This window comes from Pseudomonas phoenicis (assembly GCF_047302395.1).
In the GTDB taxonomy this organism is placed as follows: domain Bacteria; phylum Pseudomonadota; class Gammaproteobacteria; order Pseudomonadales; family Pseudomonadaceae; genus Aquipseudomonas.
The window spans coordinates 4,571,945-4,587,971 of sequence record NZ_CP154852.1 but is presented as its reverse complement, the minus strand read 5'-3'; the positions used below and the strand labels follow the sequence as shown (position 1 = coordinate 4,587,971).

11 protein-coding genes are annotated in these 16,027 nt (G+C 65.7%); 6 read left to right on the top strand and 5 right to left on the bottom strand.

The genetic code is table 11. The annotated features are described in order from the left end of the window. Positions 1 to 414 precede the first annotated feature (414 nt). The 3 genes from AA0Z93_RS20830 to glgB all read left to right on the top strand — a co-directional run bounded on the left by AA0Z93_RS20830 (position 415) and on the right by glgB (position 8,234). Positions 415 to 2,433, top strand: coding sequence for an alpha-1,4-glucan--maltose-1-phosphate maltosyltransferase (locus AA0Z93_RS20830; protein WP_413047098.1), 2,019 nt, complete (start codon positions 415 to 417; stop codon positions 2,431 to 2,433). A gap of 258 nt (positions 2,434 to 2,691) precedes the next feature. Beyond that, complete coding sequence (gene treS / locus AA0Z93_RS20825; protein WP_413047099.1) at positions 2,692 to 6,006, top strand: maltose alpha-D-glucosyltransferase; 3,315 nt, start codon at positions 2,692 to 2,694, stop codon at positions 6,004 to 6,006. Beyond that, entirely contained in the window at positions 6,003 to 8,234 is a 2,232-nt protein-coding gene (gene glgB, locus AA0Z93_RS20820; protein WP_413047100.1) for a 1,4-alpha-glucan branching protein GlgB, read from the top strand. The genes treS and glgB overlap by 4 nt, the downstream gene beginning before the upstream one ends. A gap of 138 nt (positions 8,235 to 8,372) precedes the next feature. Here glgB and AA0Z93_RS20815 read toward each other — a convergent pair whose 3' ends face one another. The 5 genes from AA0Z93_RS20815 to AA0Z93_RS20795 all read right to left on the bottom strand — a co-directional run bounded on the left by AA0Z93_RS20815 (position 8,373) and on the right by AA0Z93_RS20795 (position 13,389). Further along, entirely contained in the window at positions 8,373 to 9,239 is an 867-nt protein-coding gene (locus AA0Z93_RS20815; protein ID WP_413047101.1) for an urea carboxylase-associated family protein, read from the bottom strand. Positions 9,240 to 9,276: 37 nt separating this feature from the next. Next, a complete protein-coding gene (locus AA0Z93_RS20810; protein WP_413047102.1) occupies positions 9,277 to 9,942 on the bottom strand; it encodes a GntR family transcriptional regulator in 666 nt (221 codons plus the stop codon). Further along, positions 9,939 to 11,441: an amino acid ABC transporter permease/ATP-binding protein gene (locus AA0Z93_RS20805; protein ID WP_413047103.1), complete on the bottom strand. Its 1,503-nt coding sequence runs from the start codon at positions 11,439 to 11,441 to the stop codon at positions 9,939 to 9,941. Before AA0Z93_RS20805 ends, AA0Z93_RS20810 begins: the two co-directional genes overlap by 4 nt. Positions 11,442 to 11,456: 15 nt before the next feature. Further along, a complete protein-coding gene (locus tag AA0Z93_RS20800) occupies positions 11,457 to 12,299 on the bottom strand; it encodes a transporter substrate-binding domain-containing protein (protein ID WP_413047104.1) in 843 nt (280 codons plus the stop codon). A 184-nt stretch (positions 12,300 to 12,483) separates the two neighbouring features. Then, positions 12,484 to 13,389: a LysR family transcriptional regulator gene (locus AA0Z93_RS20795; RefSeq protein ID WP_413047105.1), complete on the bottom strand. Its 906-nt coding sequence runs from the start codon at positions 13,387 to 13,389 to the stop codon at positions 12,484 to 12,486. Positions 13,390 to 13,526: 137 nt separating this feature from the next. On the opposite strand from AA0Z93_RS20795, the gene AA0Z93_RS20790 reads away from it, so the two are divergent. The 3 genes from AA0Z93_RS20790 to AA0Z93_RS20780 are packed head-to-tail and all read left to right on the top strand — an operon-like array spanning position 13,527 to position 15,891. Next, complete coding sequence (locus AA0Z93_RS20790) at positions 13,527 to 14,276, top strand: 5-oxoprolinase subunit PxpA (RefSeq protein ID WP_413047106.1); 750 nt, start codon at positions 13,527 to 13,529, stop codon at positions 14,274 to 14,276. Then, entirely contained in the window at positions 14,273 to 14,977 is a 705-nt protein-coding gene (pxpB, locus tag AA0Z93_RS20785) for a 5-oxoprolinase subunit PxpB (protein WP_413047107.1), read from the top strand. Before AA0Z93_RS20790 ends, pxpB begins: the two co-directional genes overlap by 4 nt. Beyond that, entirely contained in the window at positions 14,974 to 15,891 is a 918-nt protein-coding gene (locus AA0Z93_RS20780) for a biotin-dependent carboxyltransferase family protein (RefSeq protein WP_413047108.1), read from the top strand. Before pxpB ends, AA0Z93_RS20780 begins: the two co-directional genes overlap by 4 nt. The last annotated feature ends 136 nt before the right edge of the window (positions 15,892 to 16,027 follow it).

Genomic DNA, 16,027 nt, shown 5'->3' with positions numbered 1-16,027 from the left:
CCGTACGCCGCATCATCAAAGACAGGACGCCGAACTCCATGACCCAACATAGCCACGGCCGCCCGAGGGAGCGAGCCGCGCTATATGCATTGAGCGTGGACGTGCTCAGCAACATCAACGTCCTGCTTTGATGGGCGGCTCCTCCGCTGGCGGATCGCCCACCGGGGTCGGCTCTTCGGCAGGATCATGGGGCTCTTGCTCGGGCACTGGATTCGGCAACTCCGGTTGGTCGATGTTCGGGTCGGGTGTTCTTCCGGGCATGGGCAGGGGCATGGTGTCACCTCGCAACGTAAGTTGGGCTGTTGGCCCTAAGTGCGACCGCTGCCAGGCCGGCTTGGCTCAATTGTTTTTGAACCCTGGCGCCTCACGGCGGCTCTGAACCTTCACCGCCTCAGTCTCAGGGAGCAAGCTCAGATGTCACGTAACGAGCCTTATGAAAGCGTGCCCATGGCCAACGATCACCCGCAGCAGGCGATCAGCCTTGCCCAGGCGTTGATGGCGCCGCGCATCGTGATCGAAGACATCCAGCCGACCCTGGACGGCGGCGCCTTCGCTGCCAAGGCCGTGGTCGGCCAGCCGGTCGCGGTCAGCGCCAAGGTCTACAGCGACGGCCATGACCGCCTGGCCGTGGTGCTGCACTGGCGCGCCGCCACAGACGATGCCTGGCACAGCACCAGCCTGATCGACATGGGCAACGACTTGTGGCAGGGCGAGTTCACCCCCGAGGCGCTCGGCCCGCACCAGTTCCGCATCGAGGCCTGGATCGACCCGTTCGCGACGTACTGCTACGACCTCGAGAAGAAATACCAGGCCGGCGTCGACGTCAGCCTCGAACTGCGCGAAGGGCAGATGCTGCTGGGCCAGGCCGCCGATCGTTGCCAGCCCGAGTTGCAAGGCCGCTTGCAGCACGTACGCGACCAGCTGGGTGGTCTGTCCACCCATGAACAGGTGGCGACGCTGCTGGAGCCGCAAACCTCCCTGTTGATGACCGAAGCCGAACACCGCAGCTACCTGACCCAAAGCCACCTGCTGCCGTTGGACGTCGACCGCCAGGCGGCGCTGTTCGCCAGCTGGTACGAGCTGTTCCCCCGTTCGATCACCGACGACCCGGCACGCCATGGCACGTTCAACGATGTGCACGCGCGCCTGCCGATGATCCGGGACATGGGCTTCGATGTGCTGTACTTCCCGCCCATCCACCCCATCGGCCGCCAGCACCGCAAAGGCCCGAACAATTCCCTGAATGCAGGCCCCGACGATGTCGGCAGCCCTTACGCCATCGGTAGCGCCGACGGCGGGCACGACGCCATCCACCCACAATTGGGCAGCCGCGAAGACTTCCGCAAGTTGGTGGCCGCCGCCGCCGAACATGGCCTGGAAATCGCCCTGGACTTCGCCATCCAGTGCTCCCAGGACCACCCCTGGTTGCAGGAGCATCCCGGTTGGTTCAGCTGGCGCCCCGACGGCACCATCCGTTACGCCGAGAACCCACCGAAGAAATATCAGGACATCGTCAACGTCGACTTCTATGCGGCCGACGCCGTACCCGACCTGTGGATCGCCCTGCGTGACGTGGTGATCGGCTGGGTCGAGGAGGGCGTGAAAACCTTCCGCGTCGACAATCCGCACACCAAACCCCTGCCGTTCTGGCAATGGCTGATCGCCAACGTGCGCAGCCAGTACCCCGAGGTACTGTTCCTCGCCGAGGCCTTCACCAAGCCGGCGATGATGGCGCGCCTGGGCAAGGTCGGCTATGCGCAGAGCTACACCTACTTCACCTGGCGCAACACCAAGGAAGAACTGAGCGAGTACTTCCAGCAGTTGAACCAGGCGCCGTGGCGCGATTGCTACCGGCCGAACTTCTTCGTCAACACGCCGGACATCAACCCGTTCTTCCTGCAACAGTGCGGCCGCCCGGGCTTCCTGATCCGCGCGGCGCTGGCGACCATGGGTTCGGGCCTGTGGGGCATGTACTCGGGGTTCGAGCTGTGCGAGGCCGCCGCTTTGCCGGGCAAGGAAGAGTACCTGGACTCCGAGAAGTACGAGATCCGTCCGCGCAACTTCACCGCACCCGGCAACATCATCGCCGAGATCGCCCAGCTCAACCGCATCCGTCGGCAGAACCGCGCGTTGCAGACCCACTTGGGCGTGACGATGCTGACCTGCTGGAACGACAACATCCTGTACTTCGCCAAACGTACGCCGGAGCGCGACAACTACATCCTGGTGGCCGTCAGCCTCGACCCGCACAACGTGCAGGAGGCGCATTTCGAGCTGCCGCTGTGGGAGCTGGGCCTGGAAGACCATGCCGATACTCAGGGGGAAGACTTGATGAACGGGCACCGCTGGACTTGGCATGGCAAGACGCAGTGGATGCGCATCGATCCGAATTACCAGCCGTTCGGCATCTGGCGGATCAGCCGTAGTGAGTGATCTGGACTGTCGCAGTTGGCCTGCCGGTGGATCTGCGCGCCTGGCGTTTGGTGCGGCAGACCCGGCTTTTGCCGGAGCAGGTCCATAGGCGATAGGCGCCAGCAGTCGGCCGTAGGTCTAGGTCGGGGGTATACGGTGTTTCATTTGGGGCCGCCTTGCGGCCCATCGCGGCTTAAGCCGCTCCTACAGGCGCTAGGCTCTAACAGGCGCGAGACTGGCGGGGCGATGGGTTTACCACCGACTTCAAGGGAGTTGCACATGGCCAAACGTTCGCGCCCGGCAGCCTTCATCGACGACCCTCTGTGGTACAAGGACGCGGTGATCTACCAGCTTCACGTCAAATCGTTCTTCGACGCCAACGGTGATGGCATCGGCGACTTCGCCGGGCTGATCGGCAAGCTCGACTACATTGCCGACCTCGGCGTCAACACCCTCTGGTTGCTGCCATTCTATCCGTCGCCACGGCGCGACGACGGCTACGACATCGCCGAATACAATGCCGTGCACCCTGACTACGGCACCCTCGCCGACGCCAAGCGTTTCATCGCCGAGGCACACAAACGCGGCCTGCGCATCATCACCGAGCTGGTCATCAACCACACCTCCGACCAGCACCCCTGGTTCCAACGCGCACGGCATGCCAAACCCGGCAGCAAGGCGCGCAACTTCTACGTGTGGTCCGACAGCGAGCAGAAGTACGACGGCACGCGTATCATTTTCCTCGACACGGAAAAGTCCAACTGGACGTGGGACCCGGTTGCCGGCCAGTACTTCTGGCACCGCTTCTATTCGCACCAGCCGGACCTCAACTTCGACAATCCGCAGGTGATGAAGGCGGTGCTCGGGGTGATGCGCTTCTGGCTCGACCTGGGCGTCGACGGCTTGCGTCTGGACGCCATCCCGTATCTGATCGAGCGTGACGGCACCAACAACGAAAACCTGCCCGAGACCCACGCGGTACTCAAGGCCATCCGCGCCGAGATCGATGCCCATTACCCGGACCGCATGCTGCTGGCCGAGGCCAACCAATGGCCTGAGGACACGCGCCCGTATTTCGGCGAAGGCGAGGGCGACGAATGCCACATGGCCTTCCACTTTCCGTTGATGCCGCGCATGTACATGGCCCTGGCCATGGAGGACCGCTTCCCGATCACCGACATCCTGCGCCAGACCCCGGAAATCCCCGCCAAGTGCCAATGGGCGATCTTCCTGCGCAACCACGATGAGCTGACCCTGGAAATGGTCACCGACCGTGAGCGCGACTATCTTTGGAACCACTACGCCGAAGACCGCCGCGCGCGCATCAACCTCGGCATCCGCCGCCGTCTGGCGCCGCTGCTGCAACGTGACCGCCGGCGTATCGAACTGCTGACCAGCCTGCTGCTGTCCATGCCCGGCACGCCGACCTTGTACTACGGCGACGAATTGGGCATGGGCGACAACATCTACCTGGGCGACCGCGACGGCGTGCGTACGCCGATGCAGTGGTCGCCCGACCGCAACGGCGGCTTCTCGCGTGCCGACCCGCAGCGCCTAGTCCTGCCGCCGGTGATGGACCCGCTGTACGGCTTCCAGACGGTCAACGTCGAAGCGCAGGCCCACGACCCGCACTCGCTGCTCAACTGGAACCGCCGTCTGATCGCCGTGCGCAACCAGCAAAAAGCCTTCGGCCGCGGCACCCTGAAGACGTTGACGCCGAGCAATCGGCGCATTCTGGCCTACGTGCGCGAGTACACCGACCAGGCCGGCAACCACGAAATCATCCTGTGCGTGGCCAACGTCTCGCGCACGGCCCAGGCCGCCGAACTCGACCTGTCGCAGTACGCCGACAAGGTGCCGGTTGAGATGCTCGGCGGCAGCGCGTTCCCGCCCATCGGCCAATTGCCTTTCCTGCTTACTCTCGCGCCCTATGGCTTCTATTGGTTCCAGCTGGCCAGCCACGAGCGCATGCCCAGCTGGCACCAGCAGCCGGCCGAGGCCCTACCGGAGCTGACTACCTTGGTCTTACGTCGACGTCTCGAAGAACTGCTGCAACCCCCCGCCCGCGACGAGCTCGAGGGCACCATCCTGCCGCAATACCTGCCCAAGCGCCGCTGGTTCGCCGGCAAGGAAGGCCCGCTCGATAGCATCAGCTTGAGCTACGGCGTGCGTTTCGGCAGCGACGAGCATCCTGCGTTGCTCACCGAAATCGAAGTGCTGAGCAACGGTGTCGCCAGCCGCTACCAACTGCCCTTCGGCCTGTTGCGCGAAGAGCACATCAGCACTGCCTTGCCGCAGCAATTGGCGCTGTCGCGGGTACGCCGCAACCGCGAGGTGGGCCTGATCACCGACGCCTTCGTGCTCGAGCCGTTCATTCGCCATGTGCTGCGTGCGTGCCAGGAAGAGCGGCGCCTGCCGCTGGAACACGGCGAGTTGCAATTCCACCGCACCGAGCATCTGCAAGGCTTCGAGCTCAGCGACGACACCTCGGTGCGCTATCTCAGCGCCGAGCAGTCCAACAGCTCCGTAGTGGTCGGCGAGCATCTGGTGCTCAAGATGATCCGCCGGGTCAATGGTGGCGTGCACCCGGAACTGGAGATGAGCGCCTACCTGACCCAAGCCGGTTTCGCCAACATCTCGCCGTTGCTGGCCTGGGTCAGCCGCGTCGACGAGCAGGCGCAACCGCACCTGCTGATGATCGCCCAGGGTTACCTGAGCAACCAGGGCGATGCCTGGGCCTGGACTCAGAACACTCTGGAGCGGGCGATCCGCGACGAACTGGAAGCGCAGCAGGGCACCGAACAGGGCCATGCCGACGCGCAAACCGAACTGGCCGAGTTCGCCGCACTGTTCGGCCAGCGTCTGGGCGAAATGCACCTGCACCTGGCCGCACCCACCGAGGACTCCGCGTTCGCGCCCCAGGTCAGCGGCCAAGACGACAGCCAGCGCTGGGCGCAGCAGATCGGTGCCGAGCTGAACCATGCGCTGGACTTGTTGGCCCAGCACCGTGACGCGCTGGATGTCGATAGCCAAGCCCTGGTCGACGATCTGCAACAGCAACGCGAGGGGCTGGCCCAACACGTCGCCCGCTTGGCCGAGCAAGCCCAAGGCGGGTTGCTGATCCGCGTGCACGGCGACTTGCATCTGGGGCAAGTGCTGGTGGTGCAAGGCGACGCCTACCTGATCGACTTCGAAGGCGAACCCTCGCGTCCTTTGCAGGAGCGCCGTGCCAAGCACAGCCCGTACAAGGATGTCAGCGGCGTGCTGCGCTCTTTCGACTATGCTGCCGCGATGATCTTGCGCAGCGCCTCTGCCGCAGACCTTTCCGAGCCGGAGCTGCAAGCCCGGCAACGGGTGGCCCGGCAGTATCTGCATCAGTCACGACATGCCTTCGTCGAAGCCTATGGTCTCGCCACCGCCGCCATGCCCCACGCCTGGGAGCAGAGCGATGGCGAGCGGGCTGCGCTGGAGCTGTTCTGCCTGGAGAAGGCCGCCTACGAAATCACTTATGAAGCCGAAAATCGTCCTGCCTGGCTTGCCGTGCCTCTGCACGGCCTACACGGACTGATCAGTACCTGGGGAGAGACAGAATGAATGCTACAACGCGTGAAAACGGCGGCTTGCGCCAGCGCGACCTGGATGCGCTGGCGCGTGCCGAGCACGCCGATCCGTTCGCCATCCTGGGCGCCCACGCCGATCCTGACGGTGGTGTGACGATTCGCGCCTTCCTGCCCTCGGCGCTCAGTGCCCGAGTGCTGGCTCGCGAAGACGATCGCGTGCTGGCCGAGATGCAGCAGGGCAGCCTGCCGGGCTTGTTCTTCGCCCATCTCGAGGCGCAACAGCCTTATCGCTTGCAGATCGGTTGGGCCGGCGGCGAACAGATCACCGAAGACCCTTACAGCTTCGGCGCCGTGCTGGGTGAGATCGACATGCACCTGTTCGCCGAAGGCACGCACCGTAAACTGGCCGAGCGCTTCGGCGCACAATTGACCCAAGTCGATGGCGTGGACGGCGTGTGCTTCTCCGTCTGGGCGCCCAACGCCCGCCGCGTTTCGGTGGTCGGGGCCTTCAATGGCTGGGACGGCCGACGCCACCCCATGCGTCTGCGCTGCGAATCGGGCGTGTGGGAGCTGTTCGTGCCGCGCTTGAATGCGGGTGAATCGTACAAATTCGAAGTGCTCGGTAGAGATGGCGCAGTGTTGCCACTCAAGGCCGACCCGCTGGCGCGTGCCACCGAGCTACCGCCGAGCACCTCGTCCAAGGTCGCCGGGCCTTTGGCCCATACCTGGAACGACGAGCGCTGGATGAGCGAGCGCGAGCGGCGCCACGACATTCATGCGCCACTGTCCATCTACGAATTGCACGCCGGCTCCTGGCAGTGCGAAATGGACGATGGCGGCGCCGTCTCGCACGTCTACAACTGGCGCGAACTGGGCGAACGTCTGATCCCCTACGTCAAGGAATTGGGCTTCACCCACATCGAACTGTTGCCGATCATGGAGCACCCGTTCGGCGGCTCGTGGGGCTACCAGCCGCTGTCGATGTTCGCGCCGACCTCGCGTTACGGCACGCCGGAAGACTTCGCCGCCTTCATCGACCAATGTCACCAAAACGACATCGGCGTGATCCTCGATTGGGTGCCGGCGCACTTCCCGACCGACGAACACGGTCTGGCGCAATTCGATGGCACCGCCCTGTACGAGTACGCCAACCCCCACGAAGGTTTCCACCAGGATTGGAACACCCTGATCTACAACCTCGGCCGCAACGAGGTACGGGGCTTCATGCTGGCTTCGGCGGTGCATTGGCTCGATCGCTTCCACATCGACGGCCTGCGGGTCGACGCAGTGGCCTCGATGCTGTATCGCGACTACTCGCGCAAAGCGGGGGAATGGGTGCCCAACGTGCACGGCGGTCGCGAGAACCTCGAAGCCATCGAATTCCTGCGCCAGCTCAACGACATCGCTGGCCAGGAAGCACCAGGCGCGTTGATCATCGCCGAGGAGTCCACCTCCTGGCCGGGCGTCAGCCATCCCACCGCGCAAGGTGGCTTAGGCTTCACCTACAAATGGAACATGGGCTGGATGCACGACACGCTGCATTACATCCAGAACGACCCGATCTACCGTGCCCATCACCACAACGAATTGAGCTTCGGTCTGGTCTATGCGTACTCGGAACGCTTCGTGCTGCCCATCTCCCACGACGAAGTGGTGCACGGCAAAGGCTCGCTGATCCAGAAAATGCCGGGCGACCAGTGGCAGCAGTTCGCCAACCTGCGCGCGTACCTGGCCTTCATGTGGCTGCACCCCGGCAAGAAACTGCTGTTCATGGGCTGCGAGTTCGGCCAGTGGCGCGAGTGGAACCACGACGCCCAGCTCGACTGGTACCTGCTGCAGTACTCCAACCACAAAGGCGTGCAGGATCTGGTCGGCGACCTGAACCGTCTCTATCGCGCATTGCCGGCGCTGCACGAGTTGGACTGCCAGCCTACGGGCTTCCAGTGGTTGATCGGCGACGACGCGCAGAACAGCGTGTACGCCTGGCTGCGTTGGAGCAGTCAGGGCGAGGCGGTGTTGGTGGTGGCCAACTTCACGCCAGTGCCGCACGACGGCTACCGAGTGGGTGTGCCGTTCGAAGGCCAATGGCGTGAGTTGCTCAACAGCGATGCCGAGCGCTATGCCGGGAGCAATTTCGGCAACGGCGGTGGTGTGAACGCCGAGCATCTGCCCAGCCATGGCCAGGCGTATTCGTTGTCGCTGAACCTACCGCCGCTGGGCGTGCTGGTGATGCAGGTCGAAGCGCCTCTGGCGCGTTTTTGAGAAGTCGGGGCCGTCTCGCGGCCCCTCTCTGCGGAAACGGCCCTCGGCCGAGGGTCGGTCCGGCGTCTTCGTCATACCCCTTTGCCCCACGATGGCCGCTCGCTTGCTCGAGCGGCAGCGGCAGGTCATGGGTGGCTCTCAACCTGCGACGCCATGGCAGCGGTCATAGCCATTGACACGGGGCGCGACCCATCCCTCAGGCCGCTGCGTGGCTGCGTAGATCTCCACCAGCAGCGGGTAGCATTTCGCGCTGTCGGACGAATGCTCGGCCGAGCAATCCCCACCCGGACATGCCGACAGACAGCCCAACAGATCGATCTCGGCGAAGAATTCCAGGAAGTCCCCCGGCCGCACGGGGCTGGCCTTCATGAAGTACTGCCCGGTGTCACGGGTGAAGCCCGTGCACATGAACACGTTGAGCACATCGTGCACGTGCGGCTCGGCCTGGTGCGGCGTGAGGCCGGTGGAGGCCGACAGCGCGCGGGTCAGGTTGGAGTGGCAGCAATGGTGGTACTGGCCGCCGTTGCTGAGCAGGTTATGGGTGTAGGGGTCGCAGCGGGTGCCGATGACATCGTGGACCGAGCCGCCGAAGGCGTCGAAGCCGTACCAGTCGAGGGTGTCGTGGGTAATGGTCGCCATCGGCCGCAGACTGGGGAAGCTGGAGAACAACTGGTCGCCGACGCCCAGGTGGGTGCCGTTCAAAGCGCGGGTCTTGCCGGTGTAGAAGCGCTCGCTGAGGTCGTGCTGGTTGAACAGGTTGAGGTCGCCGACCTGCGGACCTTCGGTCGAGACGATGCGGAAGAAGCCGCCGGCAGGCACGCGGAAAGTGGCGGCGTCGCGGGCCGGCACCACAACGGTTTCGACGAGCCTGAGCCCGTCGCGCACCGCGCGATAGGCCTCGATGTCGGGCCGCGGCAGGGTTTCCACCGGGTAGCAGAGCACGGGCGCGATGGCCTTGCGCTGCGCAGCGTCGGCGGGGGCTTGGGTCAGGGCAACGGGTTTCATGGGGCATCTCCATAAGCCGGCCAGCACGGAGGCTGGGCTAGGCGCGGGCAGGGTGGCTCAACAGATCGAGCAGGGCGTGCTCGGAGTCGTCGAGGTAACGGTGCATGGCTTCGGCCGCCGCCTGGCGTTGGCCGGCGGCGAGCAGGTCGTGGATTTCGTGGTCGCGCTCGAGCCACGGGCGTTGGAAGTTCTCTTCGTCGGGCGCCACCGCGAACACCAGGCGCATCTGCGCCGCAATGTTGGTGAAGAAGTCGTCCAGCAAGGGGCTACGCAGCAAGCCGACGATGTGCTGGTGGAAACGCAGGCTGTGGGTACCGAAGGCTTGCCAGTCTTCGCGGTCGCGGGCCAGTTCCGCCGCCTCGATGGCTTCGAGCATGCGGTCGGACTGGTACTCGCGCAGCGGCTTGCTGCCCAGGATGGCCTGGATCTCCAGCGTACGCCGCACCAGGAACAGGTCGCGCACCTCGGCCGTGCCGACGCGTCTGACCACCACACCTTTGTTGCGCACATAGGTCGCCAGGCCTTCGCGACCGAGCTGGTGCAGGGCTTCGCGCACGGTGTTGCGCGAGGCGTTGTAGCGGTTCACCAGCTCCGCCTCGACCAGCGCCATGCCCGACAGCAGGCGCCCGCCGATGATGTCTTCGCGCAGCTCGCAGGCCACTTGGTCGGCCAGGGACAGGCCGCCTTGGGTCGATGTCTTCATGCCAGTTGCACGTCCTTGAGAAAACGCCCCATGCGCTCGCTGCGGTTGTCCAGCAACTGGCGCGGCGAGCCGGCCTGGACGATCTGCCCGCTTTCCATGAACACCACGCGGTCGGAGACCTGGAACGCGAATTTCATTTCGTGGGTGACGATGATCATGGTCATGCCCTCGCGGGCCAGGTCCTCGATCACCTTGAGCACATCGCCCACCAGCTCTGGGTCCAGGGCCGAGGTCGGTTCGTCGAACAGCATCACCTTCGGCCGCATGGCCAGGGCACGGGCGATCGCCACACGCTGCTGCTGCCCGCCGGACAACTGATGCGGGTATTTGCCGGCGTGCTCGCGCAGGCCGACCTTGGCCAGCAGCGATAGCCCCAAGGCACGCAATTGTTCGGTGTCGGCATGGCCGTGATGGCGCGGGGCGAGCAACACGTTGTCGAGCACGGTCTTGTGCGGGAACAGGTTGAAGCCCTGGAACACCATGCCCACTTGCACGATGCCGTCCATGTGCACGCGCGTACCCAGCGTGCCGCCGGGCTCGCGCGTGCCGCGCAGGAAGGCTTGCCCGCACAGCTCGACACTGCCGCGGTCCAGGCTTTCCAGGCCGTTGAGGGTGCGGATCAGGGTGGTCTTGCCCGAGCCGGACGGGCCGATGATCGACACCACTTCGCCGAAGCGCACGTCCAGGTCGATGCCCTTGAGCACTTCCAACAGGCCGTAGTGCTTGCGCGCCCCGCGCACGCTGAGCGCCAGCCCGTCCTGCGTCACGCTGTGCGGTGCCGGCGCTGCCACCGTGGCGGGACTGTCGGCCACCGCGCGCGGCTTGCGTTGGCTGACGTCCAGGTACCGCTCCAGGCGCTGCAACAGGAAGCTGAACACGGTGACGATCAGCACGTAGTAGAACGCCACCGCCAGCATGGTCTCCATGACCAGGAAGTTCTGTGTGTACAGCTGTTGGCCGACCAGCAGGATTTCGGCCAGCGAGATCACCGACACCAGCGAGGTCAGCTTGACGATGGTGATGTATTCGTTGGCCAGCGTCGGCAAGGCCACGCGCAGGGCCTGGGGAATCACGATCAGCCGTTGCACGCCGCTGTAGCCGATGCCCAAGGCCTTGCCGGCCTCCAGTTGGCCTTTGGCCACGGCCAGCAGGCCGCCGCGGTGGATCTCGGCGATGTAGGCCGCTTCGCTCAGCACCAGCGCGATCAACCCTGCCGCATAGGGGTTGGACAGCACCAGGCTGGTGGAAGGGAACACCTGCGGCAGGTTGTAGACGAAGATCAACAGCACCAGCAGCGGCAGGCTGCGGAAGAACCAGATGTACAACGCCGCGGCGCGGTTGAGCAGGCGCTTGGGCGACTGCCGGGCCAAGGCCAGGAGAAAGCCCAGCACGATACCCAGCACCCAGGTTTCCAGGCTCAGCTCGACCACCGTGCCCACGGCTTTCCAGAAGTCACCGTTGGCCAACAGGCCGACGGCGTAATGCCAATCGAATTGCATGGGGAAGGCTCCGGTCTACTGCGCGGCGGGAGTGGGCTGGCCCAAGGCCTGGGCGATGTCGCCGGCACTGGGTTCGGCCAGGTTGTACTGGGTTAGCAGGGTCTGGTACTCGCCGCTGGCCTTGAGGGCGTCGAAGCCTCCACGCAGCTCGCCGAGCAGCGCGTCGTTGCCCTTGCGCACGGCCAGGCCGATGACCACCGGGTAGATCAGGCTGTCGGAACTGAGGGTGACACGGCCCTTGAGCTTGTCGCTGATGATGCGCGCCACGGCGGCGTCTTCGAATTGCACGTCGACCGCTTTGGCCAGCAGGGCCTGGGCTGCCTCCGGCGAGGTGGGGTATTCGCGCGAGTCGATCGGTGCCTGACCGTTGGCCTGGCAGTAGTCCTTCGACAGTTTGCTCAGCTTGGGAATCCACGAGCCGCCCTTGATCGAACCGACCCGCTTGCCGCACAGGTCTTCCGGGCGCTGCGGGCGGAAGCTGTCGTCGGCGCGCACCATCAGCGATGCGCCGCTTTTCAGGTAGGGCAGGAAATCCACCTGCGCTGCGCGTTCCGGGGTGACGTACAGCGCCGAGGCGACCAGATCGAAACGACGGGCGTTGACGCCCATCACCAGGTTGGCGAAGCGGGTGTCGAGGAATGCCGGCTCCAGCTTCAGCTGCTTGCCCAGCAGGGCCATGAAGGTGGGGTCGAAGCCGGCGGGCTTGCCTTGCTCGAGGTAGGCATAGGGCGGATAGGTGAGGTCGGAGCCGATGCTCAGACGCTGCGGTTGCAGGGTCGCGTCGGCGGCATGGGCGCCGGCGCTGGCGAGCAGGGTGGCGACAAGCAGGGAAAGGGCAGGGCTGGCGCGTCGAGACATGGAATGGCTCCGGAAAGTGGATTGTTCAACAATCGTTATCCGTTGACTCATCAATTGCCGTGCCAATCACTGCGTGTGTCATGTTTGCAGAAGGCCTTGGGCGCTTCGTCCAGCGCCATGCCCGTTACGACCTCGCCCGGTTTTGAGGCGTTGGCCGGGCAAGGTGTTACTTCGTGGTGCGTCTTCAGTGCACACGGGCATGCCCTTGGGGTAGTCCGGCAGCATGGGCCGCAGCAGCGGCACGCGCCGCATCGACCAGATTCTCGACCCTCTCCAGGCCAGCGCCCACGCGCCAGGTGGCGAACATCTCCAAGTCCGCAGGCAATGGCCGCAGGCTCAATTGGCACAAACGGCCTTGGCGTAAGGCGCCGTCGACCAGCGCAGGCGGCAGCGCGGCAATGCCGAAATCTTCGGCCAGCAGCCGCTCGATGGCTGCCACCGAATTGATGCAACACAAGCGCGGCGCGCGCAAGCCATGGGCGTGGAGCAGGCCGAGCAGATCCTGGTGCGGGCGCGAATGGCGGGAAAAGGTGATCAGGCGTTGTTGTGAAATCTGCGCAAGGTCCGCAGCGGCCCAGGCACTCGCCGGACGTGCCAGCCAGGCCATGGGATAGCTCGCTAGGTGTGCGTTGCGCAGGCCCTCGTCGGGCAGTGGGTCGGTTTGCAGGATCAGGTCCAGCTGGCCACGGCGCAATTGCTCGGCCAGATGGCGCGCGGTGTCGGCCTGCAGGTCGAGCTCCAGGGCCGGGTACAGGCTCCCGACGCGCTGGATGAAGGGCGCCAGCCAGGTATGGATCACACTTTCCATCACCCCCACGCGCACGCGCCCCGGCTGCTCGGCGGCTGCGGCCTGGCGCAGCGCGTGGCTGCTGTCGAGCACCTGTTCGGCATGGCCGAGCAGCGCCTGGCCGCGCGGCGTCAGGGTCGCGCCGCGGGCGTCGCGCTCGAACAGGCGCACGCCCAGATCCTGTTCCAGCGCGGCGATGCGGTTGGACACGGCCGCCTGGGTGCTGAACAGCTTCTGCGCCGCCAGCCGAAAGCTGCCCAGGCGCGCGACCCAGACGAAGGTTTCCAGAAACTTGAGATTCATGTCGCAGGCCTGTGCCAGGGAAAGGCCTCCATCATAGGGTGATCGACTTTACTGTTCACCCCTGGCCGAAATAACCCGTTGGACGTGTGTGTGAACCTGACACGACCATCCGAGGCATCGCTCATCTGGAGACGCCCATGAAACGCCCGCTGCTCAACTGCGACATCGGAGAAAGCTTCGGCGCCTGGTCCATGGGGCTGGACGCAGAGGTCATGCCCCTGATCGACTGCGCCAACATCGCCTGCGGCTTCCACGCCGGCGACCCTGGCACCATGCGCCGTACCGTGGCCCTGGCCGTGCGCCATGACGTGCGTATCGGCGCGCATCCGGCCTATCCGGATCTGGCAGGCTTCGGCCGGCGCAGCATGGCCTGCTCGGCGCAGGAGATCGAAGACCTGGTGCTGTATCAATTGGGCGCGCTGGAGGCGATGTGCCGCGCGGAAGGTACCCAGGTGCGTTACGTCAAGCCCCATGGCGCGCTGTACAACGACATGATGGCCGACCCGCAACGCCTGACGGCGGTGATGCGTGCCGTGCGTGCCTATGACGCGCGCTTGCCGCTGATGCTGATGGCCACCGCCGACACCACCGCCAGCCGCGCATTGGCTGCCGAACATGGCCTGAGCCTATGGTTCGAAGCCTTCGCCGACCGTGCCTACGAGCCTGACGGGCAGCTGGTCAGCCGACGCCTGCCAGGTGCGGTGCACCACGAGCCGGCACAGGTGGTGGCGCAGGCCTTGGGCCTTGCCCGCGGCGAGCCCTTGATCACCCGCGACGGCAGCGCCTTGCGTTTGCAGGTCGATACCCTCTGCGTGCATGGCGACAACCCGGCGTCGGTGGCGGCGGTGCGGCAGATCCGCCAGGCGCTGGACGGTCTGCCGACATGAACCTGCGCCTCGAAGTCGCCGCCATCGACTGCCTGACCTTGCGCCTGTTCGACGCCATCGACGAAGCCAACGTGCCCTGGCTGCTGGCCGCCGCCGAGCGACTCCGGGACACCTTCGGTGCGGCGCTGGTGGACCTGGTGCCGTCGTACACCACGTTGATGCTGCACTACGACCTGGCGCAACTGGACGATGTCCAGGCCCGTACCCTGTGCCGGCAAGCCTTGACCGGGCTCGCCCCCGCGCCGGCCGAGCAGGGCCGCGAAGTGTCGTTGCCGGTGTGGTACCACCCGAGCGTCGGCCCCGACCTGGAGCCTCTGGCCCGCCAGCGCGGCATGGCCGTGGACCAACTGGTCGCCCTGCACAGCGACCGCGCCTATTCGGTGTTCGCCTTGGGTTTTGCGCCCGGCTTCGGCTTCATGGGCCTGGTCGATCCACGCCTGGCCAGTCCGCGTCTGGCCACGCCGCGCAAGGCGGTGGCCGCCGGCAGCGTGGGCATCGCCGAGCGGCAGACGGCGATCTACCCGGCCGTCTCGCCCGGCGGCTGGAACCTGGTAGGGCGCAGCCCTGCACGCTTGTTCGACCCGGCGCTGGAGGGCTTCAGCCTGCTGCGGCCTGGGGACCGGGTGCGCTTCGTGCCGATCGAACGTGACGAATTCCTTCGCCTGGGCGGCGATGCAACGCCGATGGAGGCGCAGCCATGACGGCACTGATCGTGGAAAAAGCCGGCCCGCACGCCACCGTGCAAGACAGCGGCCGCACCGGAGTGCGGCACCTGGGCCTGACCCAGGGTGGCGCACTCGACTGGCTGGCGCAGCACTGGGCCAACTGGATGCTGGGCAACGCCCTCGACGCCGCCGTGGTGGAAGTCACCCTCGGCGGGCTGCACTTGGAGTGTCAAGGTGAGGGGTGGTTGGCGTTGGCCGGCGCGGACCTCGGCGCGACCCTGGACGACCAGCCATTGCAGGTGTGGCGCCCGTTCAAGGTCGCTGCCGGGCAAAAGGTGCGTTTTGCCAGCCCGCGTCTGGGCGCACGTGCCTATCTGGCCTTCCCGGGTGGCGTGCAGGCGCCGCTGGTGGCCGGCAGTTGCGCCACGGTACAGCGCGAAGGAGTAGGGGGCCTGGATGGGCGGGGCGATGCCTTGCGCGCGGGCGACCGGCTGGCCTGTAATGCCGAACCGACTGCCGTGCGCGCCGTGCCTGCGGCGCGCATTCCCGACCTGCTCGGCCCGGCGCGCCTCGAACTGATCCTCGGTGCCCAGGCCGGTGGCTTCACCGGGCAAAGCCTGTTCGATGCCTTCAACCGAGCCTGGACGGTGGATGCGCGCAGCGACCGCATGGGCCTGCGCTTGACCGGCGAGCCACTGCACTACACCGGCCCTGGCCTGATTTCCGAAGGCATCCCGCTGGGCGCGGTGCAGGTGCCCCCCGATGGTCAGCCGATCATCCTGCTCAACGACCGCCAGACCATCGGCGGCTATCCACGGCTGGGCGCGTTGAGCCCGTTGGCGGTGGCGCGGTTGGCGCAGTGCCTGCCGGGGGAGACGGTTCATCTGTGGCCGCAGGTGGCCTATGCGGCGCAGGCGCGCCACCGCCAGGTAAATGTGGGATCGGCTTGAACACCGACGGGCTATACGCCTCTGGAGGCAGCCGTCGCGGCCCCTCGCGGCTGAAGCCGCTCCCACACATGCCTGGCTCCAGTGTTGGAGCGGCTTCAGCCGCGAGGGCGGCAACGTCGCCCTGACACAGCCACCG